Origin of the sequence: Aeromonas sp. sia0103, assembly GCF_963895295.1 — a bacterium.
In the GTDB taxonomy this organism is placed as follows: Bacteria; Pseudomonadota; Gammaproteobacteria; order Enterobacterales; family Aeromonadaceae; genus Aeromonas; species Aeromonas encheleia.
Genome location: NZ_CAWQKG010000055.1, coordinates 191,560 through 216,342 on the forward strand (window position 1 = coordinate 191,560; position 24,783 = coordinate 216,342).

Consider the following 24,783-nt stretch of genomic DNA (forward strand, 5'->3'; position numbering starts at 1 on the left):
TGCCTCGGTCCTCCCGGCGTCGATCTGTCTCGGGTCGCCGGTTTCGATGATGGGATCAGTTGCTGCGCGCATATTTCACCTCCAGACGACGCACCAGGAAGGAGAGGGTGCCGGTCAATACCAGATAGAGCAGGGCCACGGTGAACCACACCTCGAACGGGCTGAAGGTGGAGCTGACCACCTCGCGGCCGGCCTTGGTCAGATCCGTGATGGAGATGACGGAGACCAGGGAGGAGTCCTTGATCAGGTTGATGAACTGGCCTGCCAGGGGGGGCAATACCCGCTTGAACGCCTGGGGCAGGATCACGTAGCGCATGGTCTGGGCCGAGGTCAGCCCCAGGCTGCGGCCCGCCTCCATCTGGCCCTTGTGGATGGAGCTGATGCCGGCGCGCACTATCTCGGCCACATAGGCGCCGGTGAAGACCGCGAGCGCCGCCACCCCGGCGGTGAAGCGATCCAGATTGAGTACGGTGCCGATGAAGAAGTAGACGATGAAGATCTGCACCAGCAGCGGGGTGCCACGGATCAGCTCCACATAGGTGACCGCCAGGTTGCGCAGGGCCGGGTTGGGGGAGAGGCGGGCGAGGCCGGCCAGGGTACCGAGCAGGATGGCGAAGATGCCCGCCACCAGGGAGAGCTTGACCGTGACCCAGACACCCCAGGCGATGGGGCCTGCGGTCCAGGTGAGTTCGATATCCAGGGTATCGCCGAGGAAGACGGTATCCCCTTCGGCAACCTGGGCGCCGCTGGCGGCGATGGGCTGGCGCTGGCCGGGATCGGTATCGTTTTGCAGGAACAGCTGGCCCTTCTCGGCGGCTGTGGTGCCGGCCACTACGGTGCCGTCAAACTCGGCGTAATTCTTCTGTTCGGCCTGGTAGGCGATGTACTGGGGGATGCGTTCCCAGCGCCAGGTGTAATCCACCGATTGCACGGCCTTGTAAATGCCAAAGACGGCGGTCAGCAGCAGCAGCAGGAAGATGCCGTGCCAGAGCAGCTGATTGGGTTGTTTTTCCATCTGTCTTGTGGATTTGGGGTTGATCACTGTCACAACCTCTCTTGTCGTTATTGTGTGGGGAACTGCGTGAAGGGGCGGCCGGGCCGCCCCTTGAGAGGTTATTTGAGTTGATTCAACCAGGCGTTGGATTCAAACCATTTCTTGTAGAGGCGGTCGTAGCTGCCGTCGCCCTTGATCTGGCGCAGGTAGTTGTTCAGCCAGTTGAGGGTGTCTTGATCCCCCTTGCGGATGGCCCAGGCCAGCGGCTCGAAGGTGAACGGCTTGTCGAGGTGCACCACGGCGCCCTGATTCTGGGAGGCGAAGATGGCGTTGTAGGGCAGATCGTAGATGAAGGCATCCACCTTGCCGTTGATCACTTCCAGCTTGGCGTCGTCCTGGGTTTCATACTGCAGCAGGGTGGCTTTCGGGATCATGCGCTTGACCGCCTGCTCGCCTGTGGTGCCGAGCTTGACCGCGATCTTGTACTTGGGATCGTTGAGATCCTGGAAGGACTTGATCTCGCCCGCCTTGTCCTTGCGCAGCACTATGGTCTGACCGACCACTATGTAGGGGTCGGCGAAGTTGACTCGCAGGTTGCGCTGGGGGGTGACAGTCATGCCACCCATGATGACATCGAACTTGTCGGTCAAGAGGGCCGGAATGATGCCGTCCCAGGCGGTGTTGACGAACTCGACCTTGACCCCCATCTCCTTGGCGACCATCTTGGCCAGGTCCACGTCGAAGCCGATGTACTGGCCCTGCTTGTTGGTCATCTCGAAGGGTTGATAGCCGGCATCGAAGCCGACGCGCAGCACACCGCGCTCCAGCACGGCATCCAGGGTGGAGCTGGGGGCGGCATTGGCCAGCCCGCACAGCAGCAGGGTAGAGAGAATGAGTTTTTTGATCATAAGTGACGTCTCTGTCGAAAGTGTGTTCGGCCTTGAACCTGATCCCGTGCGACTCCGTGGCACAAGAGACTGCTGCATCCGGCAACAGGCAAGACAGGATTATTGTCTTGAGTTGGGTAGAAGCCCCATATGAGATTCTATGAATGACGCGCTGAGTGAAAAATGTACCAAAAGCCGATTGTGCCAGATGACTCAATAGGTTAGTGCGACTTTTTCCTCGCGGCCTGGCTCATAAAACCACATGAAAACAACATATCTATCTAACGCCGTGGGTTCAAGTCCAAAAGCTTATAAGGGGCACTTTCGCCGGTTCGACGGGGATCAAATGGGCTTGATGATGGCGAACCATAGTCGGATGACCCCTCTTTGGCCGCGGTGGGCTGGCGCGGGGTGGCCTCAAGCAGCTCAACGGCCAGGAGGCGGGGGAGGGGGACCACGACTATCAGGAGCCGGCCCGAACGTTGCCGTCAGGCCGGCTCGGCGAGCAGGGGGCGCGGCGCCTGGGCCTTGAGGAAGGGCAGCAGCAACAGGGCTGAGACCCCGGCCGCCACCGAGATCACCACGAAGAAGCCGTTCCAGTGCCAGATCTCCATCACCTTGGCCAGGGGATAGCCCGCCAGCGCCGCCCCCATGTAGGCGAACAGGCCGACGAAGCCGGTGGCGGCCCCGGCACAATCCTTGTGGGAGCACTCGGCGGCGGCCATGCCGATCAGCATCTGCGGGCCGAATACGAAGAAGCCGATGGTGAAGAAGCAGGCCGCCTGCATCACGTAGCTGAAGAAGGGCATCAGCCAGAGCGATCCCACCGCCAGCAGTATCCCCACCGCGAAGATCAGGTTCATCGGTCCCCGGTTGCCGTTGAACAGCTTGTCCGATCCCCAGCCCGCCACCAGGGCGCCGATGACGCCCCCCACCTCGAACATCGAGATGGCGGAGTTGGCGCTCATCAGGTTGAAGCCGCGCTGCTCCGTCATGTAGAGGTTGCCCCAGTCGTTGATGGCGGTACGCACCACGTAGACCAGCACGTAGCAGCAGGCCAGCAGCCAGATGTAGGGGTTGCCGAGCACGTATTTGCGCAGGATCTGGCGCGGCGTCAGATCGGCATCCTGGGTCTGTTGGGCTATCTCCAGCGCATCGCTTCGCCACTGCCCGACCGTGGGCAGCCCCAGGGTGCTCGGGGTATCCCGCAGTCGCCAGCAGAGGATCAGCCCGACCAGTATGGCGATGAGCCCCGGCACTATCATGCCGTAGCGCCAGCCATGCTGCAGGGCTATGGTGCTGACGATGAGCGGGATCAGCGCGCCGCCCACGTTGTGGGCCGTGTTCCAGGCCGACCACCAGAAGCCGCGCTCGGTGCGGGAATACCAGCTGGTCAGCAGCTTGGAGCAGGGGGGCCAGCCCCAGCCCTGGAAGAAGGCGTTGGCGACCCAGAGCGCCGCGAACAGCCACAGCGACGACGAGAGCCCGAACAATATGTTGATGACCCCGGTCGCCATCAGCCCCAACCCCATGAAGTAACGGGGGTTGGCCCTGTCGCTGATGATGCCGGAGAAGAACTTGGAGCAGCCGTAGGTGAGGTAGAACAGGGTCCACAGCATGCCGATGTCGGCCTTGTCCAGCATGCCGCTCGCCAGCATGTCCGGCATGGCGAAGTTGAAGCTCTTGCGGGTGAAGTAGAACACCGCGTAGCCCAGATACATGGTCAGCAAGATGTGCAGGCGCCAGTGGCGATAGCTGGCATTGATCTCGCGCTGATCCCGCACCAGGGGGGCCGCCGGGCGGCTCTTCATAAAGTTCAGCATGGCACTGGGCTCGTCCGGAGTGGGTCGTTACGCATGGGGCTCGTCTCGCTTGCGGCTGGGCAGGCTCAGGGTCAGCTGGGTGCCGTGCAGGCAGGAGAGCTGCAGGTTGCCCCCCAGCGCCTGCACCCGCTCGCGGATGCCGAGCAGGCCGTAGCCCTGGGCCGTCTGCTCGGGCAGGCCGCAGCCGTCGTCTTCCAGCAGCAGCTGCAACCGCTCCCCCTGCTGCTGGGCGCTAATGCGGACCGAGCTGGCGTTGGCGTGCTTCACCACGTTGTTGAGCCCCTCCTGGCAGACCCGGAACAGGGTGGCCCGCTGGGCATCGGAAAGATCCTCGTCCGCCAGCCGCCATTCGAGCCGGGTGACTATGCCGTGGCGTTCCAGCTCCAGCTCCCGCAGCAGGCTCTGCACCGCCTGCTCCAGGCTCATGTCGTCGAGCTGGCGGGGACGCAGCCGGCCGAGCAGGCCGCGCACGGCGTCATAGATGCCGAGCGACAACGTATCGATGAGGGCGCTGCTCTGGCCGACCCCAGGGTTGTCAGGCGCCAGCCGGCGCACTATCCCCGCCTGGGTGCGGATGGCGGTGATGGTCTGGCCTATGTCGTCGTGCAGCTCGCGGGCCACCTCCTTGCGGATACTCTCCTCTGTCTCCAGCAGCCGCTCGGTGAGCTGGCGGTTGTGGGCGAGCTGGCGGGTCAGCGCCTGGTTCAGCTCGCGCTGGCGCTGGATGCCGGCGCCGAGCAGCAGGCCGGTCAGGCTCTGGGCCAGCAGGGAGAGCAGCAGGTCAAGCGGGTGATCGTGCCAGGCCTGGCCCGCCATCAGCGCCACCGTGTTCATCAGGGTGGCGAGCAGGGCCCCCTGCCAGCCGTAACGCCAGGCCATGGCCATGATGGGGATGGCGAGGCAGAAAGGGGTGAAACGCACCAGCGAGTCCGGCAGACCGAGTTGCAGCCAGAGGCTGAGCACGAACAGCAGCAGGTACCAGATCAGGTGGCGAAAGCGCCAGTCTACCGGCTGATCGATCAGCGCCGGACCGAGTGGCACCCAGGTGGCGCGGGTGAGGTAGTGCCAGATCAGCATGCAGGTGGAGGTGAGGGTCAGGCCGCCGGTCAGGGTCAGCAGCAGGGCGGTGAGGCCATCCTCCCCGGCCAGGTGCCAGAGCAGGGACTGCAGCAGCGCCGCCGCGGTGACGGTGGCCAGCAGCACCAGCAGCTGCTGCCAGTCGTTGCGCACCCGCTGGCGGCGGGCGATGAGCAGCGGCAGCAGGGTGAGCAGGGTGCCGGCCTGGATCAGCGGCCAGGCTGGCAGGCCTATCTCGCCGTCGAGCCAATAGAGCAGCAGGGTTTCACACAGCAGCAAGGGCGGCCAGTAGGCGAGGGGGCTTTGCAGCAGCAAGCCGAGCCGCAGCCCGAACGGGAACAGCAGCACCGCCAGCACCGGGCCGCCCGCCAGGTGCAGGCCGATGCTCCACAGGCAGAACCAGCCGGCGGCGAAGATGAAGCAGGCCGCCAGCGAGATGGCGACATAGCTGGCAAGGCGGTGGATCACCAGCTGTCCAGCATGCGGTGGGCCAGCTCCACGTTGTTGCTGACCTGTAGTTTGTCCATCAGGTTGGCGCGGTGGACGTGCACCGTCTTGGGGGAGAGCCCGAGCTGCTCGGCGATGGCCTTCACCTCCAGCCCGCGGGCCAGCAGCTGCGCCACCTCCCGCTCTCTGTTGGTGAGGGGATCCCGGCTGTGGCTGGCGAGCTTGTGGGCGATGTCCGGGGTCAGGTAGCAGCCGCCGTGGGCGGCGGTGCGCACCGCGGCGATCAGCTCCTCCGGGCTGCAGCGCTTGGAGAGAAAGCCCTTGGCCCCCGCCTGCAGCGCCTGCTCTATCAGCGCCGGGCTGTCGTGCACCGACAGCATCACCACGGCGAGGCCGGCGGGCAGGCGCTTGAGCAGCTCCAGCCCGGACTGATCCGGCATGGAGATGTCGCACACGCACAGCTGGACGCCGCTGCCGGGCAGGCCCGCCAGCGCCTCGGCGGCGCTGCCGAATTCGGCAACGACCCGCAGATCGGGTTCGAGATTGAGCAGTTGGGCGAAGCCGGAGCGGACGATCTGGTGATCGTCGATGAGGGCAATTTTTATCATGATGTCAGCCTGAAATCTGCGGCCAGGGTGCTGGCGCGGCCAACAAGATACCCGTGGCCGAGGTCAGGCTCAAGGGGGAGGGCAAAGAGTGACCAAGATAAGTGGCGGCGTGCACCCAAAGCTTGATCGGGATCAGGAGGGCAGGCGCCTGGCCGCTCAGCAAGGGACGCGCCGCCCGAGGCTGACGCGCGTCCGCGGCGACTAGCGGTGCAGCTCGCCCGCCCGCTCCGGCTGGTAGACCACTTCCAGGATCTCGACCTGGATGGTGCGACCGGCGGGACCTGGCCAGGCGATGCTGTCACCCACCTTCAGGCCCAGCAGGGCGCTGCCGACCGGTGCCAGCACCGAGATCTTGGATTCGTCCCCCTGGGCATCCTTCGGATAGACCAGGGTCAGGCAGAACTCGGAGCCGCTGTTTTGCATCTTGAAGCGCACCGTGCTGTTCATGGTTACCACGTCCGGCGGCATGTCGGCGGGCTCGCGGATCTCGGCGCGATCCAGCTCCTCTTGCAGGGCAAGGTGCTGGGGGTGGTTGCCGAGCAACTGTTCGATGCGATCCAGATCCAGGCTGGAGATCACGAGATGAGGTTGTTTCATAGGGCATTCCTTATCAATGGCGGACAGGACCAGGATGGCGGGCAGGCTGGTCGGTCGAAAAAGTCAGAGGCTGTAAAGAGATCGCACAGGCGGTGCCCCCGAACGACTCGCGGTCAGGGGCGAGGGCGGGGGCTCAATGGGGTGTGAGCAGACTTGAAAAAATCATGAGCGCTTTCATGTGGATACCATAACCATTCTGGACGGCTTTGGCAATTGCCCCGGCAGAGGGCTCAGGGCGCCTGATAATCGTACTGCTTGATGATGTTGGCCAGGCTGCCGTCCCGGCGCATGGCCTGGATCGCCTTGCGCCAGCGCGCCGCCTCGCTGGGCGGGAAGTCGGGGTGGGCGGCGAGGTAGATGGCCGTGCGCTGCAGGGTCTCGCCGCGCACCAGGCTGGCCAGCGGCAAGCCGGCCTGCTGCTGGGTATAGCGGGCGGTGTTCCAGGCCACGGCCCAGCCCTGGATGCGGCCCAGCGCCAGCTTGTTGGCGTTGTTGGCCTCCGCCGCCACCGGCTCCACCCTGGTCTCGGCGATGGACTGGATCAGGCTCTGGCCATAGGAGCCGCGCATCACCCCTATGGTCTGCGCGGGCAGCTCCTCGATGGTGAGCGGGGCGGGATGATGCTGGCGGTGGCTGACCAGCACGAAGGCCTCGTCCAGCAGGGGGGTTATCCAGAGAAACTGAGACTCGCGCTGGGGGCTGCGCACCGGCGGCAGCAGCAGCACGTCCGGTCGGTGGCGGGTCTGGATGAGGGCGCGGGCCATTGGCATCAGCTCGAAGGTCAGGGGTTCATCCAGGCGGCGGGCCGCCTCCTCCAGCACCTCGATGGCCATGCCGCTCGGGGCGCCCTGGTAGGAGCGAATGACGAAGGGGGGTACCTCGGCCGCGATGACCACCACGGCGTGGGCTGACTCCGTGGTCAAGAGGGCACCGAAGGCAAGCAGCAAGACGGGAATACGCATAACGGACCGGGACAAGGATGAGTACGCGAAGTGTACCATCTCTGCCCGTAAAGTGAGCGCCTCCCGTGGCGGGGGCGCCCTCAGTCGAAGAAGTCGCGCAGGTCCAGGGTCTGGTAGCCGTCCAGCTGCTGCCAGGGCAGCTGCTTGGGCAGCGGCTTGAGGGTCAGCGTCATGCGGTAGATGCGATAGCCGTCCAGGCTTGCCGACTCCACCACCAGGGGGATCTGCCATTGGCTCGACCAGAGGATGCGGGTGCGCTGCTTGCCCTCTCGCTTCTCGTACCAGCGCGCCTGATCGGGCGCCGTCTCGTCGAGGGCGGTCATGCCTTGCAGCAGGGCGGGATCCACGAGATGGCGAATGCGCGTCCAGTCGGGCTTGAAGGCGACCTGGCCATACTCCTCGGCGGGCACCTCTACCAGCTGATTGTGCCAGGCATCCGCGTAGCGCAGCTGCAGCTCGCCATCCTCGGCGCGGCTGACCCAGCGGGCCGCCATCTGGTGGGTGAAGTGCTTGTGGCCGGGGTTGGCGTCGTGGCTGGCGTGGTAGGCGCGGGCCAGGGGCAGCGGGATCAACCGCTGGCTCCACACCTGGTTGCCGACCCGCATCCACTTCTCCTGCCACTGGTTCGCCCGGGCTATGCCGTCGCTGCCGGTGACGCTGTCCTGATAACTGATGCGGGCGGCGAGATCCGGCGCCTCGTCGGCCCGCGCCTGCGTAAAGAGGGTGCTGCCGAGTAGCAGCAAGGGGAGCAAGAGTCTTCTCATCATCTGTCGCTCGAAAGAGCAGGGGCCCGTGCGGGCCCCTGCCACTTACAGGCCGAGCGCCTCCCGCAGTTTGCCAAACACCTTGGTGTTGTCCAAGGTGCCCTTGAAGCGGTCACTGCCCGCGCCATCGGCAAACAGCATCACATCACCGCCGCCATGGGTCTCGGCGCCGAGCTTGACGCCGGTCTCCTGCAGGTAGTCGTCCGCCATCACCTGATCGCTGGTGAGGGTGGGGCGCACGTCGGCGCGGTTGGGACCGTTGCCGAATACCAGGGTGGTGAAGGGCTTGCCATCCACGTCGTTCTGGGTAGTGCCGTCGCCGTTCTTGACCAGATCCAGCACCTTGTTGCCCTTGGCGGAGTAGCCGTTGATGGTCATGGTGTGGTCGTGATCGGCTGTGACCACGATCAGGGTATCGCTCAAGTCCACCTTGCCGAGCGCCGTCTTGACCGCCTCGTCCAGCGCCACCGCATCGGTGAGGGAGCGCTTGGCGTTGGTGGCGTGCAGGGCGTGGTCGATGCGACCCCCCTCCACCATCAGGAAGTAGCCCTGGCTGTTCTGGCTCAGCAGATCGATCGCCTTGGCGGTCATCTCGGACAGGGACGGCTGGGTATTGGCGGCGCCCTTGGCGACGCGGTCCAACTCGTAGTCGAGGTGGGACTTGGCACTGAACAGGCCGAGCACCTTGCCGCTGCTGACCTTGGCCAGATCGCCCTGAGTGGTGACGTATTGATAGCCCTGGGCGCTCAGCTCGGCGGTCAGATCCCGGCCATCGGCCCGGCCGCCCTTGTTGCTGGCGCTGTAGGGCGTCCAGTGATTGGCGCCGCCCCCCATCAGCACGTCGACCCCATCCCCGAGCGCGGTGTTGAAGCCGGCACCGCCCGGTACCGCCTGCTCGGCGATGGCGTAGGCCGCGTCCCGGTGGCAGATGTGGGAGTAGGTGGCGGCCGGGGTGGCATGGGTCAGCTCTGTGGTGGTGACGGCACCGACCGATTTACCCGCCGCCTTGGCCAGCTCCAGTATGGTCGGCACCGGGGTGCCGTTGTCGCCGGTGCAGTTGTTGATGCCCTTGTTGCCGTTGATGTCCTTAGCCGGGGCGACCGCCTGGGTGTCGCTGCTCATGGCGATCACCTCGTTGTTCATCTTGACGCCGGTGGTGTAGGCCGCCATGGAGGGGGCCGAGTCCGTGGTCTGGGCGTCGTTGGAGAAGGTCTTGATGCGGGCGCTGCGGGGCAGCTTCATGATCTCCAGGTTGCCCTCTTCCCCCACCTTGAACAGCCGGGTGGCGGTGAGCACTGTGGGGCCCATGCCGTCACCGATAAACAGGATCACATTCTTGGCGTCGCTGGCCTGGGCCTGGGACAGGCCACCCAGGGCACCGAACAGGGCGGTGCACACCAGGGTCTTTTTCATGGTTGTTGTCATGCTTGTTCTCATGGAATGCTCCTTACAGCTTGGCCGCAGCTTTGACCTTGCCGAACACGGCGGTGTTGTCGAGAGAGCCGTGGAAGCTGTCCGCTCCCTGGCCGATAGCGCCGAGGAAGACGTCGGTGCCGCCATGGGTTTCGTTGCCTATGTCACCCACCTTGACCACCACCTCCTGGTGATAGTCGTCGGCCGAGACGGTGGCATCGTCCAGCGCGGCCACGCTGCTGCGCGAGCCATCCACCCGGTTGTAGCCGTTGCCGAAGCCGATGATGGTGTAGGGCATGCCGTCGGCATCCTTGCTCGGTTCGCCGGTTTCGTAGTTCTTCACCAGCCCGAGCACGCCCGGGTTGTCGGCGGTGGTCTTGCCGGTGCGCTTGGCATAACCGTTGAGCACCAGCGTATGGTCATGGTCGGCGGTGACCACGATCAGGGTGTTCTTCAGCTCGGGGTCGGTCTTCTTCACCTCGTCGATGGCGGCCTTGATGGCGTCGTCGAAGGCGAGGGTGTCCTGCAGGGCGCGCTTGGCGTTGGTGTCGTGCAGGGCATGATCGATGCGGCCCCCTTCCACCATCAGGAAGTAGCCCTTCTCCTTGTCCTTGAGCTGCTTGATGGCAGCCAGGGTCATCTGGGCCAGTGACGGCTCGCTGGCCGGTCTGTCCAGGTCATATTTCATGTGGCTGGAGCCAAACAGTCCCAGCAGCGGCTTGCCCGCCTCGGCCTGGTTCAGTTGATCCAGGTTGCTGGCGAACTGGTAGCCCTTGGCCTGCATCTCGTTGATGAGGTTGCGGCCATCCTCCCGCTTGCCCTGGTCGGCCGCCGGCAGGAAGAAGCTGCTGCCACCCCCCAGCACCACGTCCAGCCCTTCTTTCAAGGCGCCGTTGTAGCCGGCACCGCCCGGCACCAGCTGGGCGGCGATGTCCGCCTCCAGATCCCGGTTGCAGATGTGGGCGTAGGTGGCGGCCGGGGTAGCGTGAGTGACCCGGGTGCTGGTGACCACGCCGGTGCCGCGGCCGTCGGCCTTGGCCAGCTCCAGCAGGGTGGTGACCGGCTTGCCGGCGCTCTGGCTGCAGTCGCTCTCCTGGGTGGCATCACTGTCCATGCTGATGACGCCGTTGTTGCTCTTGACCCCGGTCATGTAGGCGGCCATGGAGGGGGCCGAGTCGGTGACCTGGGAGTCGTGGGAGAAGGTCTTGATGAAGGCCGTCTCCGGCAGGGTGTCTATGGTGAGACTGCCCTCTTCCCCGACGCCGTAGATGCGGGCCGCGGTCAGGGTGTTGAGGCCCATGCCATCGCCGAGGAAGAAGATCACATTCTTGGCGCTGGGTTCAGGGGTGTCGCTGTCGTTTGTGGAGTTGCAGCCGGCGGCCAGGGCGGCGCCGATCATCAATGCAAGTCCTGCCATTTTTCTCATTGGGGTTCGCTCCTTGTAAAACCTGAGCGAAGCCTAGAGGGATCAGATGACACTTTTAGTGAATGTGGATGACAATACGGTGAAGGCGGGATTTAAATGTGATGTTGTATCAATCACTTATTTATGTGGGCAACATGGCGGTCGACACCCCGGACCCGACCCGACCGCCAGCTTGGTGGTTCCCGTGCCGCGGGCTAGAATGGCCTGTCAAATTGGGGCTCCAGCAGGTAAAATGCGCCCCCTTGCGACGCCCGACGTCCGCTCCAGCCGCCACAGCGCGCCCGCAGCCCCTTTTAGAGAGTAACGGATATGTCCATCAACTGGTTCCCCGGCCACATGCACAAGGCCCGCAAAGAGATTGCCGAGGTCATGCCCCAGGTCGATGTCATCATCGAGATGCTCGATGCCCGCATCCCTTTCTCCAGCGAAAACCCACTGGTGCCCGAGCTGCGTGGCGATACCCCGGTGATCAAGGTGCTGAACAAGGCGGATCTCGCCGATCCGGCGATCACCGAGCTGTGGGTGGCGCACATGGAGAAAGAGAAGGGGATCAAGGCGTTGCCCCTGACCCAGCAGGAGCCGGAGAAGATCAAGAACCTGCTGGCCCTGTGTCACGAGATGCTGCCGGAGCGTAACTTCGACCTGCGTGGCGTGCGGGCCATGATCATGGGCATCCCCAACGTGGGCAAGTCCACCCTGATCAACACCCTGGCGGGGCGCACCATAGCCCGCACCGGCAACGAGGCGGGGGTGACCAAGTCCCAGCAGCGGATCAAGCTCGACAACAACGTCATCCTGACCGACACCCCGGGCTTCCTCTGGCCCAAGCTGAACCCGCCCTCCTGCGGCTATCGGCTGGCGGTCACCGCGGCCATCAAGGACACGGTATTCGACTATGCCGACATCGCCATGTTCGCCGCCGATTACTTCATCAAGGCCTATCCGGAGCGCATCAAGGCGCGCTACCAGATTGCGGATCTGCCGGAGACCGAGATCGAGCTGCTGGAGATGATCGCCCGTCAGCGCGCCTTCGTGCGCAAAGGGGGCCTGGCCGATCTGCACAAGGCGTCCGAGATCCTGGTCAACGAGTTCCGCTCCGGCCTGCTCGGTCGCATCTCGCTGGAGACCCCGGAGATGGTGAGCGCCGAGATAGTTGCGGCAGCAGAAGAGGCTGAGGAGAAGGCCAAGGAGAAGGCCGAGCGGGAAGAGGAGCGCCAGGCGCGCGCCCGCCGCAAGTACGCCAAGAAGCGTCAAAAGTAAGCCCACAGCCTTCATTCAGACGGGTCCATGGGTTCGACTGGCTCAGCCTGATCGGACGACCGGAGGCCCATTCTGACGAGGCAAATAAAAGAGGCGACCCCAGGGTCGCCTCTTCTGTTATGGCGTCCATGGTCAGGGCAGGGGCGAGGCAAGGCGAAAGAGCGGAACGCCTTGGCTGAGACGATGGTGTGCCTCATCGAACAGGGAGAGGGGCCGCGGGGAGGGCTACTGCCAGTCGCGCCGGTCGCCGTCACCCCGTGCTTTTTGCTGCCTCACCTCCTCGCGCAGCGCCAGCAGCACGTCTTCATCTTCATACCGTCGCTGAAAGATGGATGAGGATCCTCAATCGACCATATCCCTTCCTTGCTAGCCCAAGGTCCAGTTAATCAATGGGATAATCCTGCTGCTGAGCAGGCGTTTCAGAGAGCAGATCAATGAGGCAACGCCTGTGCGAAGCCAAACCTGGCTGCCGCTCGTTCAGTGCCGATTGACAATGGATTTGGCAGTGGCATGATGCGCTCGCATTTTGACTCTCCTCACGGTTTTATCCATGACCACATACTCCCGGCCAGTGCTGTTATTGCTCTGTGGCCTGCTGCTGTTGACCCTGGCCATCGCGGTGTTGAATACCCTGGTACCGCTCTGGCTCGCCCATGACAATCTGCCGACCTGGCAGGTGGGCATGGTCGGCTCCTCCTATTTCAGCGGCAACCTGCTGGGGACCCTGCTGGCGGGAGCGCTGATCAAGCGCGTCGGGTTCAACCGCAGCTACTACCTGGCCTCCGCCCTCTTTGCCGCAGGCTGTGTCGGGTTAGGGCTCACCCTTGGCTTCTGGAGCTGGCTCACCTGGCGATTCTTCGCAGGCGTCGGCTGCGCCATGATCTGGGTGGTGGTGGAGAGTGCGCTGATGTGCAGCGGTAACGCGCGCAATCGGGGGCGCCTGCTCGCCGCCTACATGATGGTCTATTACATGGGGACAGTGCTCGGGCAACTGCTGGTCAGCACGCTGCCGACCGGTCTGATGGATGTATTGCCCTGGGTGACTGGCCTGGTATTGGCCGCGATCCTGCCGCTGCTGTTCACCCGCATTGTCAACGAGCACAGCGAACAGCAGGGGACAACCCGGGTGTGGCCGATGCTGCGCCTGCGTCAGGCGCGTCTTGGGGTCAATGGCTGCATCATATCCGGCATAGTACTGGGGTCGCTCTATGGCCTGATGCCACTCTACCTGAACCACCAGGGGGTGAGTGATGCCGGTATTGGCTACTGGATGGCGGTGATGGTGAGTGCTGGCATCCTGGGGCAGTGGCCGATAGGCCGTCTGGCGGACAGGTTCGGTCGCTTGCCGGTGCTGCGGATGCAGGTGCTGGTGGTTATCCTGGGCGCTTTGGCGATGCTCGGTGCCGTGGCGATGGGCCCGGCGCTCTTCATCCTTGGCGCCGCCGGCTTTACGCTCTACCCGGTAGCCATGGCCTGGGCCTGCGAGAAGGTCGAGCAGCATCAGCTGGTGGCGATGAATCAGGCGCTGCTGTTGAGCTACACCATCGGCAGCCTGCTCGGCCCGGCCTATACCGCGCTCTTGATGCAGCACTACTCGGATAACCTGCTGTTTATCATGATAGCCAGCGTGTCGTTTATCTATCTGCTGATGCTGCTGCGTCCCAGGGGTGAACATCCGACGCCGGTGGCACATGCCTGATGGCCGGCACATCCCTGATGGAAAGGGGCGCCGAGAGCCATGGATGACGCCGTGTCATGTCCTGGCTGGGCTCTGATGACAGGCTCGGTATGGCGCAGTTGTGCGCTGTATAAGAAGAGGCGGCCCCGGGGCCGCCTTGTTGTTATCAGGAGCTGGCAAGCGGGGCAGGGGTGCTAGCCGTAGCGTTTTTTCGCCTCTTCGAACAGGGACAGGTGCAGCGGGATCAGCTGCGGCCAGTCGCGCCGGTAACCGCCCCCCGGCACGGCGGCGATGGGCAGGCCCTGCTGCCACGCGCAGTCGAATACCATGGCGTCCCGCTGGCGCACCCCGGCATCGCTCAGGGCGAGATAGCCGAGCTCATCGGCCTGGTGCACATCGACTCCGGCCTGATAGAGGATGAGATCGGGGCCGTACAGGCGCAGCGCCAGTGACAGCGCCTGGGCCAGGGTGTCGAGGTAGGCATCGTCCTGCATGCCGCTTGGCAGGGCGAAGTCCAGGTGGGAGGCCGGTTTGTCGCGGGGGAAATTGTGCTCGCCGTGCAGGGAGAGGGTGATGATGTCACGGCTGCCGGCGCACAGCGCCGCGCTGCCATCCCCCTGATGGACGTCGAGATCCACGATCAGCACCCGCTCGCAGCGTCCCTCGTCCAGGCAGGCCCGGGCCGCGATCACCAGATCGTTGAACAGGCAGAAGCCGCGGCCATGCGCCCTGTGGGCATGGTGATAGCCGCCGGACACCTGCAGGCCACAGCCCTGGGCGAGGGCATGGCGGCTGGCCGCCAGGGTGGCGCCGACCGAGTGCAGGGTGCGCTCGATCAGCAGGGGCGACCAGGGGAAACCGAGCCGGCGGATGGCCTGCTCGTCGAGCCGACCGGCCAGGGCCGCCTGCACATAGTCAGTGTCGTGGACCCGCACCAGCTGTTCATGGCTGGCGGGGCGGGCCTCCTCCAGCGGATACCCTAATGCCAGAAGCCTCTGGTAGAGCGCCTGATACTTGGCCAGCGGAAAGCGATGGCGCTCGGGCAGCGTCAGGGCGGAGTAAGTGGCGTGATGAAAGATGCGAAGGGACATGGGATCAGGCGGGGGCGGATATGAAGAAGGGGAGCCTGGCTCCCCTTGTTTGCTGGCATGAAGACGCCATTACTGCTGCTGGATCACCCAGATCTGGAAGGCTTTGCGGGTTTCCGCATCGGCCTTGTTGTACCAGTTTTGCAGCTGGGTCAGGGCTTCCGGATTGCTCTGGGCCTTGCTCGGTGCGGCTGCGACCGGGGCGCTGGCGGCAGCCATCACGGCGGCGCTGGAGACGGCAACGGCGGTTGGCTGGTTGAAGGCCTTGCCCATCTTGAGCAGTTCTTGCTGGTAGTCGCGAGTCAGCTGGAAGCCACCCACGGTCGGCATGACGAACTGCTCGCTGGTCAGGGCCTGGCCGCTGCTCTTGTCCTTGAGGACGACCTTCTGCTCTTTCACGAACTGCTTGGCTTCTTCTTCGGTACGGGGCTTCTTGTAATCCAGCATCAGGGTCTGGTTGTCGGCGGCGGTGAAGTTGATCACCAGCGGCTCGGCGGTCACCAGCTTGATGTCGTTACGGTTGGAGTAGTTGCCTTCGAAGGCCACCACCAGCTGGTGCTTGCCGGCTCCGATGGGGAAGCTGCTGGTCTTGTCGAGCAGCTTGGGATTGATGGTCACGCCGTCGAGTAACTGCACCACGTAGGGATTGCTTATTTCCAGTTGGCTACTTGCCAGGGCGCTACCTGCCCACAACAGACCAGCCAGGGCCGGCACCAGAACAGTCAGTTTCATTTCATCTCCTTGAACAGTCAGGCGATTGCCCACTGAAAAATAGGGGCTCATTTTTGCAGGTTTGCCCCACAGCAGCAATAGGCGTTTATGGGGCTCCCGGCGGGATGGCTACTGACTTGTCTATCAAATAAGTCAGGGTGCCTGTTACTCGATGCGGCGGGTGAAGGGGGGAAGCGCATCGAGCAGGCCCTTGCCGTAGCGCTTGGTCAGCAGGCGCCGATCGAGAATGGTTACTCGGCCCCGATCGGCTTCCTTGCGGATCAGGCGACCACAGGCCTGAATGAGTTTGCGGGATGCTTCTGGCACCGTCAGCTGCAGGAAGGGGTTGCCACCGCGTTTCTCGACCCACTCGGCGGTCGCCTCTTCCACCGGGGAGTTCGGCACGGCGAAGGGCAGCTTGGTGATCACCAGGTTGGTGAGGTAGTGACCGGGCAAGTCCAGCCCCTCGGAGAAGCTGCCGGTGCCGAACAGTATGCTGGCCTGGCCGCCGTCGCATTTTTGCTTGTGCAGGCTGAGCAGGGCGTTGCGGGAGGCCTCGCCCTGCACCAGCAGCGACAGCCCTTTTGCCCGCAGCCCCAGCGCCACCTCGTTCATCTGCCGGTAGGAGGAGAACAGCACCAGACTCGCCTCCTTGCCCGCCAGCAGGCGGGGCAGGGTATCGACCAGCTCCTGGGTAAAGGCGGGGGCACTGGGCTCATGGGCCATCTTGGGAAGGTAGAGCTCCGCCTTGTGGTAATCGAAGGGGGAGCGCAGGCGCAGATAACGGGTGCCATCGTGCTCCTTCAGTCCCACCTGATGGCGGAAATAGCTGAAGGAGGAGAGGGCGGTGAGGGTAGCCGACACCAGCACGGCGCCGATGCAACGGGACCAGAGCCACTCCTCCAGCAGGTAGCCCACCTCGATGGGGGAGGCATGCAGCCAGATGTCGCCATCGTCGCTCTTGGCCATCCAGCGGGCCAGCGGGGTCTTGCCGGTCGGCACGTGGCGCCCCAGCATCTCCCACAGGGCGCAGAAGCTCTCCAGCCGCTGCAGGTGAAAACCGCTCTCCGCCAGCAGGGGCTCGGCCTCCTTGCGCCGGATCTCGCCGTCCTTGAGCGCCTCGCCGATGGCGCCCTGCATCCGATCCAGTGCCCGCAGCGCCTTCTTGCTCGCCTCCTTCAGGTTCTCCGCCAGCATGGGCAGGGGCTCGGGCAGCACGCCGTCGGCAAATCTGTGGTGCTGCTCGCTGCCAAACAGCTGCTCGTTGCCGGCGAGCCACTGCTCCAGTGCCTTGAGATCGGGTTGCAGGGAGGCCAGCGCATCCTGCAGTTTCAGCTGGGGATCGAGCAGGCTCTCCTTGTTGAGGGCCCGGGCCAGCTTGCCTGCGCTCTGCGCCAGCTTCTCCAGCCAGCGGCGCGAGCCCTTCACGCTGGCGGAGGCGGCGCCGTGATCCCGCGCTATGGTCGGCAGGTGATGGGCCTCATCCAGCACGTAAATGCATTCGTCCGGCGGCGGCAGGATGATGCCACCCCCCATGGTGAGATCCGACAGCAGCAGGGCATGGTTGACCACCAACACATCGGCGGCGTCCATGTCGTTGCGGGCGCGATGGAAGGGGCAGTGCTGGTGGTGGCTCAGCGCCTTGTTGCAGCTGTGGCGATCGGCGGCGATCCGCTCCCAGCACAGGTCCGGAATGGGTTGCGCCCAGTTGTCTCTGTCCCCGTCCCACTTGCCGTCGGTATAGGCCTGCCACAGCGCCTGATAGCGCGCCTTGTCGGCGTCCGTCGGCTTGTGTTTGCTCAGGGCGCCGAAGTCGAGCTCGAAGTTGGCCATCTCCGCACCCTGGGCGGCCTGCTCCAGCAGGTGCTCGCAGCAGTAACGCTGGCGCCCCTTGACCAGCATGAAGCGAAACGGCAGCTCGCTGTGGCGGTGATAGAACGGCAGATCCTTGTGGATGAGCTGCTCTTGCAGGGCGACGGTGGCGGTGGAGATGATCAGCTTCTTCTGGGTGAGGCGCGCCACCGGGATGGCGCCCTGGGCATAGGAGAGGGATTTGCCGATGCCGGTGCCCGCCTCGGCCACCAGAATGCGACGGGCCCTGTCATATTCGCCGGTCAGGGTTTTGGCGATCTCGGCCACTAGAAAATTCTGCTCCTTGCGCGGCACAAAACCGGGTAAGCCATCGGCAATCTGTCGATAGGTATTGCGAATGGCGGCTTTGAGGCGGGTAGATAGCATGAATGAGCGGTGACCGTGTCGAAGGGGATGGAAGACAGGATACCCGCAACAGGCTGGTGGGGTCGAGGCAAGGAGAGATCAGGCTCTGCCGCCCGGACTCGGCGTTTATAGTCTGGGGGCTCGTGGCGGTGCAATAAATCCCCAAAATTGGGCGAGAAAAGCAGTGACTATCGCTGTAAACGTTTTCCCTGGCGGAGCAAACAATGTGAGATTCAGCTCACAAAATTTTCGTTTTGACTATGCATTTGCCGAAAAGTTCCAAGTTTTTTCGTTGCGGATCGGAAAACCCAGTGATAGTCTCGGCGGCATAGTGATGCAAAGAACATCGCTAACACAGGGAATAACAAGGACTTAGTGTTTAATTACAGTAGGCATTGGAAACAACTATGAAAAAGACAATTCTGGCTATCGCTATCCCGGCTCTGTTCGCATCTGCCGCTAACGCCGCAGTAGTTTATGACAAAGACGGTACTTCTTTTGATATCTATGGCCGTGTTCAGGCTAACTACTACACCGACCACAACGATGCTGATGCAGAGCTGATCGGTACCTCCCGTCTGGGTTGGTCCGGCAAAGTTGCCCTGAATAACACCTGGTCTGGCATCGCCAAGACCGAGTGGCAGGTAGCTTCCGAGAACTCCAACAACAACGATTCTGACAGCGACACCTTCAAGGCTCGTCACGTTTATGTCGGTTTCGATGGTACCCAGTACGGTAAGATCATCTTCGGCCAGACCGACACCGCGTTCTACGACGTGCTGGAGCCGACCGATATCTTCAACGAATGGGGTGACGTAGGTAACTACTACGACGGTCGTCAAGAAGGCCAGATCATCTACTCCAACAGCTACCAGGGCTTCAAGGGCAAGCTGTCCTATCAGACCAACGACGACACCGCTGTCATCGTCTCTGACGTAGGTGGTCAAACCGTTACTGACGTGTTCCCCAACCTGAAGCGTAACTACGGCTATGCAGCTGCTGCCGGTTATGACTTCGACTTCGGTCTGGGCCTGAACGCCGGTTACGCTTACTCCGACCTGGAGAACAAGCTCAACGGTGATTCCGGTGACAAGGAAGAGTGGGCTGTTGGCGCACACTACGCCATCAACGGCTTCTACTTCGCCGGTGTCTACACCGAAGGCGAGATCAGCAATGACACCAACGGTAACGGCGGCAAAGGCCACGGTTACGAGCTGGCTGCCTCCTACAACGTTGACGCCTGGACCTTCTTGGCCGGTTACAACTACAAGGAAGGCAAGGACAAGCTGGCTGGCTCTTCCTACGAAGACCAAGTTGACGAAACCCTGCTGGGCGTGCAGTACAACTTCACTTCCAAGCTGAAGGCTTACACTGAATACAAAATCCAGGGTATCGACGACCTGGACGACGAGTTCACTGTTGCCCTGCAATACAACTTCTAATCCAGTCCTGGTACTGAGTTAGTGGATAAACGGCCAAGCTTGCTTGGCCGTTTTGTTTTGTCTGTTCCTCCCATCTGTCCTCTCGTCAGCCGCCCTGGCAACCCTCTTTTTCTCTATTCTCCCTTGCGTCAGTTCACGTTGTCTCTTATTTACCCTTGGCGCTCTTGGCGTAAATCGCTAGATTATTCAATTCGTTGAAGTAAGGTCGGCCGACAGGGAAGGATGCGTTTGATCGATTTCAGTCACCCCGAGTGGCGGGCGTTGGCCCGCCAGCTGCTGACCGACAGCCCCCTGGTGATCCGCGGTCGCCAGTGGCAACCCCTCATCGGCATGCTCAAGGACAACCAGCTGCTGCTCGCCCTCGGCAACCACCACTATGAGCTGACCCCGGCCGGTCGCCGCTATCTCACCCGGGAATTGATGCTGGCCGAGCTGGCCAGCGCGCCGCCCGAGCCCGAGGAGTGGCTGCACGGCCAGGGTTGGCAGCTGGGTGAGCGGGTCAACGAGCGGGTGCTGGCGGCGCTCTATCGCAAGGGGGAGGCGAGCTTCAGCCCGGTCGAGCAGATCAACTTCGAAGACAAGGGCATCCGCTTGTGTGGCGATCAGCCGCTCCGGCTGCGTTCCTTACGGCCCTTCAGCCTGTTTTTCAGCGACGGCACCCTGCTGGATGCGGCTCCCTGGCTGCGGACGCTGGGGGAGGTGGCCCTGCCGGCCCGCACCCTGGCGGGGCTTGGTAAGATCCTGTGGGGGGAGGGCGATATCCTGCGGCTGATCAGCACAGATTCCGTCGGCGCCTTTGCCGAGTTGGCCTTGCCCCCGGACGCGCTGCTGGTCTGGATTCCCCTCGAGGATCCTGGCGCCCTGCAACCTCTGATCGCGGCCCTGCCGCCCCATATCCTCTGGAGCCATCTCACCGCGCTCGATCCGGCCGGGGTGGATAGGGTCCAGGTGCTGGCCCAGCGCCTCGGCCGTCCGGCCAGCTGGTGGTTGCCACGGGATCTGGCGCCCATCAAGGCGGCCTATGCCAGCGCGCCGGCCGGTTCCCGTCCCTGGGAGCCGAGCCGGATCCCGCGGCCATTGTTAGCGATTTGTAGCGATTTGATTGAGTCAAATGGTGGCTTGTCGGCCGAGGTGTGCGCGCTGGCGCCGGAGTGGCATGCCATCGGCTGATATTGCCGCAGATGCCGTTGAGAAAGCTGTTTTCCCTCATTGAGCGCGATGGTATAAAGAGTTGACGAAGCGCTTGCCAGACGAGCGCTTCTGTCCGCCACCTTTTGTGTGCCGCTTTTTGTTTGTCACTGTTTTAAAAAAGCGCCTGCCACCCAACACATTCAATGGAATACAGGGACTACCATGTTTGAAAAGGTTGTTGCCGCCCCAGCGGATCCGATCCTGGGCCTGACCGAAGCCTTCCGTGCCGACTCTCGCAGCCACAAGATCAACCTGGGCGTGGGGATCTACAAGGATGAATCCGGTGCCACCCCCATTCTGCACTGCGTCAAGAAAGCCGAGCAGAAGCTGCTCAGCGATGAGAAGACCAAGAATTATCTCGGTATCGAGGGCAACATCGAATATGCCCGCATCGTTCAGCAACTGCTGTTCGGGCAGGACTCGGCCCTGATGGCCAGCGGCCGTGCCAAGACGGCGCAGGCGCCGGGTGGCACCGGTGCTCTGCGCATCGCCGCCGAGTTCGTGGTGCGCAACGGCCTGGCCAACACCATCTGGATCTCGGATCCCACCTGGGCCAACCACGTCAGCGTGTTCCAGGCCGCTGGTCTGACCGTGAAGTGGTACAAGTACTACGATGCGGCGACCAAGGGGCTCGATTTTGCCGCCATGCAGGCCTCCCTTGCCGAGGTGCAGCCCGGCGAGCTGGTGCTGCTGCACGGCTGCTGTCACAACCCGACCGGCATCGACCCCACCACCGAGCAGTGGCGTGCCCTGGCCAAGCAGAGCGCGGCCGCCGGCTGGCTGCCTCTGTTTGACTTCGCCTATCAGGGCTTTGCCCGCGGCATAGAGGAAGATGCCGAGGGTCTGCGCATCTTCGCCGAGTGTCACGACGAGCTGCTGGTGGCGAGCTCCTTCTCCAAGAACTTCGGCCTCTATAACGAGCGGGTCGGGGCCTTCACCCTGGTCAGCGCGAGCAAGGCCGTGGCCGATGTGGCCTTCACCCAGGTGAAGACCGTCATCCGTGCCAACTACTCCAACCCGCCGTCACACGGTGCCGCCGTGGTGACCGCCATCGTCAGCGATCCGGCGCTCTACGCCGAGTGGGTGGAAGAGGTGACCGCCATGCGGGTGCGGATCCGCGAGATGCGCGAGCTGCTGGTCGAGAAGCTGGCGGCCCTCGGGGTGAGCCAGGACTTCGGCTTCATCCGCGAGCAGAATGGCATGTTCTCCTTCTCCGGCCTCTCCAAGGATCAGGTCGAGCGCCTCAAGAGCGAGTTTGCCATCTACATCGTCGGCTCCGGCCGGATCAGCGTGGCCGGGATCACCCGCGCCAACATAGATCCGCTGTGTGATGCCATCGCCAAGGTGCTGTAAGCAACGGACCATCGCAGTGCGGTCGGGATCCCCCGTGTCGATATAGATCCGCTGTGTGACGCCATCGCCAAGGTGCTCTGAGTCCTCTGGACTGACGGTATTGAGTCGATAAAAAGCCCGCCAAATTTGGCGGGCTTTTTTGATCCGGGTCCTGGCATGGCTTAACGGCGGCGCTTGCTGCCCCCCAGCAGGGAACCCAGCACGCCGCGCACCAGCTGACGTCCCACCTCGTTGCCCAGGGTGCGGGCCACGCTCTTGGCGGCGGTCTGCACCACCCCATCGTGCTGGCCACCGCGGGGGCCGGTGCGGCCAAACAGCATGTCGCTCAGGGCATCGAGCAGTCCCCCCTCGGCGGGGGCACCAGCCTGGATGGGAGCCAGCGTCGGCTTCTCCCGCGCCGCGCTCTGGTCTTTGGTTTCTACCTGACCGTTGAGGCGCTCGAAGGCGGAGTCGCGATCCTCCCTGGCCTCATAGCGGCCGTAGAGCAGGGAGCCCCGGATCAGGGCCTGGCGCTCGGCCTCATTGAGCGGGCCTATGCGGCTGGCGGGGGGCGCAATGAAGGCGCGATCCACCACGCTGGGACGCCCCTTCTCATCGAGCAGGGAGACCAGGGCCTCGCCCACGCCGAGCTCGGTGATGATCCCTGCCGCATCGAACGCCGGGTTGGCCCGCAGGGTGTTGGCGGCGATCCGCACCGCCTTCTGATCGCTCGGGGTGAAGGCGCGCAGGGCATGCTGCACCCGGTTGCCAAGCTGCCCCAGCACGCTGTCCGGGATATCAGCCGGACTCTGGGTCACGAAGTAGACGCCGACCCCCTTGGAGCGGATGAGCCGCACCACCAGCTCGATCTTCTCCAGCAGCGCCTTGGGCGCGTCGTTGAACAGCAGGTGCGCCTCATCGAAGAAGAACACCAGCACGGGTTTGTCCGGATCGCCCACCTCGGGCAGTTGCTCGAACAGTTCGGACAGCAGCCAGAGCAGGAAGCAGGCATAGAGCCGGCTGGACTGGGTCAGCCTGGCCGCCGCCAGCACATTGAGATGGCCGTGACCGGCCGCATCTGTCTGCAGCAGATCTTGGATATCCAGCATGGGCTCGCCGAAGAAGTGATCGCCCCCGGCACTCTCCAGGGTGAGCAGATTGCGCAGTATGGCGCCCACTGAGGCGGTGGAGACGTTGCCGTAGCGGGTGGTGAGGAACTTGGCGTTCTCCCCAACGAACTGCACCATGGCGCGCAGGTCTTTCAGATCGAGCAGCAGCAGGCCCTCGTCGTCCGCCACCCTGAACACCAGCTCCAGCACGCCGCTCTGGGTGTCATTGAGGCCGAGCAGGCGGGCCAGCAGCAGGGGCCCCATATCGGAGATGGTGGCCCGCACCGGGTGACCCTGCTCGGCGAACAGATCCCAGCACAGCACCGGGCTGGGGGCGAAGGCGGGGGCCGGGATGCCGAGTTGGGCCAGGCGGGCATCCAGTTTGGTGGAGGGGGTGCCTGCGGCCCCCAGACCCGCGAGATCCCCCTTCACATCCGCCAGGAACACGGGCACCCCCAACCGGGAGAATCCCTCCGCCATCACCTGCAGGGTCACCGTCTTGCCGGTCCCGGTGGCACCGGTGATGAGACCGTGGCGATTGGCCAGGGCCGGTAGCAGGCAGATGGGACGGCCATTGGCATAGGCGAGGGTCAGTGGTTCGGCCATGGGGGACTCCTTATCTCGGTTTGTCGTGCAAAGAGAAATCAGGCTGATAGGAGTGTGGTGGCAGAGCCAGTTGATGGCAAGGCGAGGGGGCAGTCAGGCTTGTGTCAGCGTCTCGTCATCCCGTGACGAGTCAATGGCTTAGCGGGGGTGCTTGCCGCGTCGGGCCAGGGTGAGCAGCAGCAGGGTGAGCAGGCCGCCGGCGAGGGAGGTCAGCACCGCCAGCAGCAGGCTGCCGAGCAGGAAGGGGGGCATCAGGGTGGCTGCCTCGTGCTCCAGCCAGTGCAGGGACCAGTTGAGATGGAAGGGCTCAGGTGTCTGCTGCAATACCTGGCAGCCGGTGCGATAGGCCCACAGATACATGAAGGGCAGGGTCAGCGGGTTGTTGAACCAGACGGCGAGCAGGGCCAGCGGCAGGTTGAAGCCAAAGGCGACCACCAGGGCAACCGCGATGAGCGAGTGCATGGGCACCGGGATCCAGCAGGCGAAGATCCCGGCCGCCATGGCGCCACCCAGCGCCCGCCGGCCACTCTGCCATAGGGCCGGGGCAAACAGCCGCTCCCCGAACAGGGCAAACCACTTCTGCCGGCGCAGGCTCTCCGGGTTCAGCTTGAGGCGGGCGAGCCAGCCACTCAGCATGCCCGGGCCACCTTGCGCCGCTGCCATTGCCGCACCGTGTTGATGCGCCAGAAGGTGCGGATGAAGGCGTAGCCAATCAGCGAACTCAGGACGGCGAGCACCAGGGAGCCCAGCAGCAGGGGTGGGGCCAGGGTCTCAAACACCGAGACCAGCCACGGCCAGGTGAACTCGATGTCGATGTGTTGGGAGGGCTGGCCCAGCAACTGGCAGCCGACCAGATAGGCGCCGTAAAACAGCGGAGGCATGGTGAAGGGGTTGGAGAGCCAGACCAGCGCCACCGAGAGTGGCAGGTTGACCCGGCAGGCGATGGCGCCCCCCGCCGCCAGCAGCATCTGGCAGGGGAGGGGGATCCAGGCCATGAACAGGCCGACCGCGAAGGCGCCCGCGGCGGAGCGGCGATTGAGATGCCAGAGGTTGGCATCGAGCAGCAGCTTGCCGAACAGCCGCAAATGCTTGTGTTCCTTGAGCTTCTCCTGATCGGGCAGCCAGCGTTTTATGAGTCGTTTGGGCATGAT

21 protein-coding genes are annotated in these 24,783 nt (G+C 63.7%); 5 read left to right on the plus strand and 16 right to left on the minus strand.

Features of this window, described 5'->3' with window-relative positions:
* Positions 1-55 precede the first annotated feature (55 nt).
* The 10 genes from AACW18_RS16855 to AACW18_RS16900 form a co-directional block, all read right to left on the minus strand.
* The gene (locus AACW18_RS16855; protein ID WP_218291923.1) at positions 56-1,015 is read right to left on the minus strand and encodes an amino acid ABC transporter permease; all 960 of its coding nucleotides are present in this window, start codon (positions 1,013-1,015) and stop codon (positions 56-58) included.
* Between the two features lie 98 nt (positions 1,016-1,113).
* A complete protein-coding gene (locus tag AACW18_RS16860; RefSeq protein WP_218291922.1) occupies positions 1,114-1,902 on the minus strand; it encodes a transporter substrate-binding domain-containing protein in 789 nt (262 codons plus the stop codon).
* Between the two features lie 467 nt (positions 1,903-2,369).
* Positions 2,370-3,704 carry an MFS transporter gene (locus tag AACW18_RS16865; protein WP_218389293.1) on the minus strand — a complete coding sequence of 445 codons (1,335 nt, stop codon included), beginning with the start codon at positions 3,702-3,704 and terminating at the stop codon, positions 2,370-2,372.
* Positions 3,705-3,731: 27 nt separating this feature from the next.
* Positions 3,732-5,249, minus strand: coding sequence for a signal transduction histidine-protein kinase/phosphatase UhpB (gene uhpB, locus AACW18_RS16870; protein WP_218389294.1), 1,518 nt, complete (start codon positions 5,247-5,249; stop codon positions 3,732-3,734).
* On the minus strand, positions 5,246-5,836 hold the full coding sequence (gene uhpA / locus AACW18_RS16875; RefSeq protein WP_033131170.1) for a transcriptional regulator UhpA: 591 nt from the start codon (positions 5,834-5,836) through the stop codon (positions 5,246-5,248). The genes uhpB and uhpA overlap by 4 nt, the downstream gene beginning before the upstream one ends.
* Positions 5,837-6,037: 201 nt before the next feature.
* On the minus strand, positions 6,038-6,433 hold the full coding sequence (gene rnk, locus AACW18_RS16880; RefSeq protein ID WP_033131171.1) for a nucleoside diphosphate kinase regulator: 396 nt from the start codon (positions 6,431-6,433) through the stop codon (positions 6,038-6,040).
* A gap of 230 nt (positions 6,434-6,663) precedes the next feature.
* The gene (locus AACW18_RS16885; protein WP_218389295.1) at positions 6,664-7,395 is read right to left on the minus strand and encodes a substrate-binding periplasmic protein; all 732 of its coding nucleotides are present in this window, start codon (positions 7,393-7,395) and stop codon (positions 6,664-6,666) included.
* Between the two features lie 80 nt (positions 7,396-7,475).
* Positions 7,476-8,159 (minus strand): hypothetical protein, encoded by a 684-nt coding sequence (locus AACW18_RS16890; RefSeq protein WP_218389395.1) that lies wholly within the window; start codon positions 8,157-8,159, stop codon positions 7,476-7,478.
* Positions 8,160-8,204: 45 nt separating this feature from the next.
* Positions 8,205-9,584 (minus strand): alkaline phosphatase, encoded by a 1,380-nt coding sequence (locus AACW18_RS16895; protein WP_371317044.1) that lies wholly within the window; start codon positions 9,582-9,584, stop codon positions 8,205-8,207.
* A 22-nt stretch (positions 9,585-9,606) separates the two neighbouring features.
* Positions 9,607-10,998, minus strand: a complete 1,392-nt coding sequence (locus tag AACW18_RS16900) for an alkaline phosphatase (protein WP_218291918.1) — start codon at positions 10,996-10,998, stop codon at positions 9,607-9,609.
* A 309-nt stretch (positions 10,999-11,307) separates the two neighbouring features.
* On the opposite strand from AACW18_RS16900, the gene ylqF reads away from it, so the two are divergent.
* Both ylqF and AACW18_RS16910 read left to right on the plus strand, forming a co-directional pair.
* Complete coding sequence (ylqF, locus tag AACW18_RS16905; RefSeq protein WP_042654573.1) at positions 11,308-12,258, plus strand: ribosome biogenesis GTPase YlqF; 951 nt, start codon at positions 11,308-11,310, stop codon at positions 12,256-12,258.
* A gap of 550 nt (positions 12,259-12,808) precedes the next feature.
* Positions 12,809-13,957, plus strand: a complete 1,149-nt coding sequence (locus AACW18_RS16910) for an MFS transporter (RefSeq protein WP_218389296.1) — start codon at positions 12,809-12,811, stop codon at positions 13,955-13,957.
* 173 nt (positions 13,958-14,130) lie between these two features.
* Here AACW18_RS16910 and AACW18_RS16915 read toward each other — a convergent pair whose 3' ends face one another.
* The 3 genes from AACW18_RS16915 to dinG form a co-directional block, all read right to left on the minus strand.
* On the minus strand, positions 14,131-15,027 hold the full coding sequence (locus tag AACW18_RS16915) for a histone deacetylase family protein (protein WP_218389297.1): 897 nt from the start codon (positions 15,025-15,027) through the stop codon (positions 14,131-14,133).
* A 69-nt stretch (positions 15,028-15,096) separates the two neighbouring features.
* Entirely contained in the window at positions 15,097-15,756 is a 660-nt protein-coding gene (locus tag AACW18_RS16920) for a YccT family protein (protein ID WP_218389298.1), read from the minus strand.
* A gap of 144 nt (positions 15,757-15,900) precedes the next feature.
* Positions 15,901-17,973: an ATP-dependent DNA helicase DinG gene (dinG, locus tag AACW18_RS16925; RefSeq protein WP_218389299.1), complete on the minus strand. Its 2,073-nt coding sequence runs from the start codon at positions 17,971-17,973 to the stop codon at positions 15,901-15,903.
* Positions 17,974-18,359: 386 nt separating this feature from the next.
* Here dinG and AACW18_RS16930 point away from each other — a divergent pair, with 386 nt between their 5' ends.
* The 3 genes from AACW18_RS16930 to AACW18_RS16940 all read left to right on the plus strand — a co-directional run bounded on the left by AACW18_RS16930 (position 18,360) and on the right by AACW18_RS16940 (position 21,938).
* Positions 18,360-19,394, plus strand: coding sequence for a porin (locus tag AACW18_RS16930; RefSeq protein WP_218389300.1), 1,035 nt, complete (start codon positions 18,360-18,362; stop codon positions 19,392-19,394).
* Positions 19,395-19,622: 228 nt separating this feature from the next.
* On the plus strand, positions 19,623-20,564 hold the full coding sequence (locus tag AACW18_RS16935) for a hypothetical protein (RefSeq protein WP_218291914.1): 942 nt from the start codon (positions 19,623-19,625) through the stop codon (positions 20,562-20,564).
* Positions 20,565-20,747: 183 nt separating this feature from the next.
* Positions 20,748-21,938: an amino acid aminotransferase gene (locus AACW18_RS16940; RefSeq protein ID WP_218291913.1), complete on the plus strand. Its 1,191-nt coding sequence runs from the start codon at positions 20,748-20,750 to the stop codon at positions 21,936-21,938.
* A 161-nt stretch (positions 21,939-22,099) separates the two neighbouring features.
* Here the strand turns inward: AACW18_RS16940 and AACW18_RS16945 are convergent, their stop codons facing one another.
* The 3 genes from AACW18_RS16945 to AACW18_RS16955 form a co-directional block, all read right to left on the minus strand.
* The gene (locus tag AACW18_RS16945) at positions 22,100-23,632 is read right to left on the minus strand and encodes a helicase HerA-like domain-containing protein (RefSeq protein WP_218389301.1); all 1,533 of its coding nucleotides are present in this window, start codon (positions 23,630-23,632) and stop codon (positions 22,100-22,102) included.
* A 138-nt stretch (positions 23,633-23,770) separates the two neighbouring features.
* Positions 23,771-24,268, minus strand: a complete 498-nt coding sequence (locus AACW18_RS16950; RefSeq protein WP_218389397.1) for a DUF2062 domain-containing protein — start codon at positions 24,266-24,268, stop codon at positions 23,771-23,773.
* A complete protein-coding gene (locus AACW18_RS16955; protein WP_042654583.1) occupies positions 24,262-24,780 on the minus strand; it encodes a DUF2062 domain-containing protein in 519 nt (172 codons plus the stop codon). Before AACW18_RS16955 ends, AACW18_RS16950 begins: the two co-directional genes overlap by 7 nt.
* Positions 24,781-24,783 lie beyond the last annotated feature (3 nt).

Coding starts and splice junctions, on each gene's coding strand:
- AACW18_RS16855 (WP_218291923.1), bottom strand. CDS start 1,015: ATGGAAAAACAACCCAATCAGCTGCTCTGGCACGGCATCTTCCTGCTG.
- AACW18_RS16860 (WP_218291922.1), bottom strand. CDS start 1,902: ATGATCAAAAAACTCATTCTCTCTACCCTGCTGCTGTGCGGGCTGGCC.
- AACW18_RS16865 (WP_218389293.1), bottom strand. CDS start 3,704: ATGCTGAACTTTATGAAGAGCCGCCCGGCGGCCCCCCTGGTGCGGGAT.
- uhpA (WP_033131170.1), bottom strand. CDS start 5,836: ATGATAAAAATTGCCCTCATCGACGATCACCAGATCGTCCGCTCCGGC.
- rnk (WP_033131171.1), bottom strand. CDS start 6,433: ATGAAACAACCTCATCTCGTGATCTCCAGCCTGGATCTGGATCGCATC.
- AACW18_RS16885 (WP_218389295.1), bottom strand. CDS start 7,395: ATGCGTATTCCCGTCTTGCTGCTTGCCTTCGGTGCCCTCTTGACCACG.
- AACW18_RS16890 (WP_218389395.1), bottom strand. CDS start 8,159: ATGAGAAGACTCTTGCTCCCCTTGCTGCTACTCGGCAGCACCCTCTTT.
- AACW18_RS16895 (WP_371317044.1), bottom strand. CDS start 9,584: ATGACAACAACCATGAAAAAGACCCTGGTGTGCACCGCCCTGTTCGGT.
- AACW18_RS16900 (WP_218291918.1), bottom strand. CDS start 10,998: ATGAGAAAAATGGCAGGACTTGCATTGATGATCGGCGCCGCCCTGGCC.
- ylqF (WP_042654573.1), top strand. CDS start 11,308: ATGTCCATCAACTGGTTCCCCGGCCACATGCACAAGGCCCGCAAAGAG.
- AACW18_RS16910 (WP_218389296.1), top strand. CDS start 12,809: ATGACCACATACTCCCGGCCAGTGCTGTTATTGCTCTGTGGCCTGCTG.
- AACW18_RS16915 (WP_218389297.1), bottom strand. CDS start 15,027: ATGTCCCTTCGCATCTTTCATCACGCCACTTACTCCGCCCTGACGCTG.
- AACW18_RS16920 (WP_218389298.1), bottom strand. CDS start 15,756: ATGAAACTGACTGTTCTGGTGCCGGCCCTGGCTGGTCTGTTGTGGGCA.
- dinG (WP_218389299.1), bottom strand. CDS start 17,973: ATGCTATCTACCCGCCTCAAAGCCGCCATTCGCAATACCTATCGACAG.
- AACW18_RS16930 (WP_218389300.1), top strand. CDS start 18,360: ATGAAAAAGACAATTCTGGCTATCGCTATCCCGGCTCTGTTCGCATCT.
- AACW18_RS16940 (WP_218291913.1), top strand. CDS start 20,748: ATGTTTGAAAAGGTTGTTGCCGCCCCAGCGGATCCGATCCTGGGCCTG.
- AACW18_RS16945 (WP_218389301.1), bottom strand. CDS start 23,632: ATGGCCGAACCACTGACCCTCGCCTATGCCAATGGCCGTCCCATCTGC.
- AACW18_RS16950 (WP_218389397.1), bottom strand. CDS start 24,268: ATGCTGAGTGGCTGGCTCGCCCGCCTCAAGCTGAACCCGGAGAGCCTG.
- AACW18_RS16955 (WP_042654583.1), bottom strand. CDS start 24,780: ATGCCCAAACGACTCATAAAACGCTGGCTGCCCGATCAGGAGAAGCTC.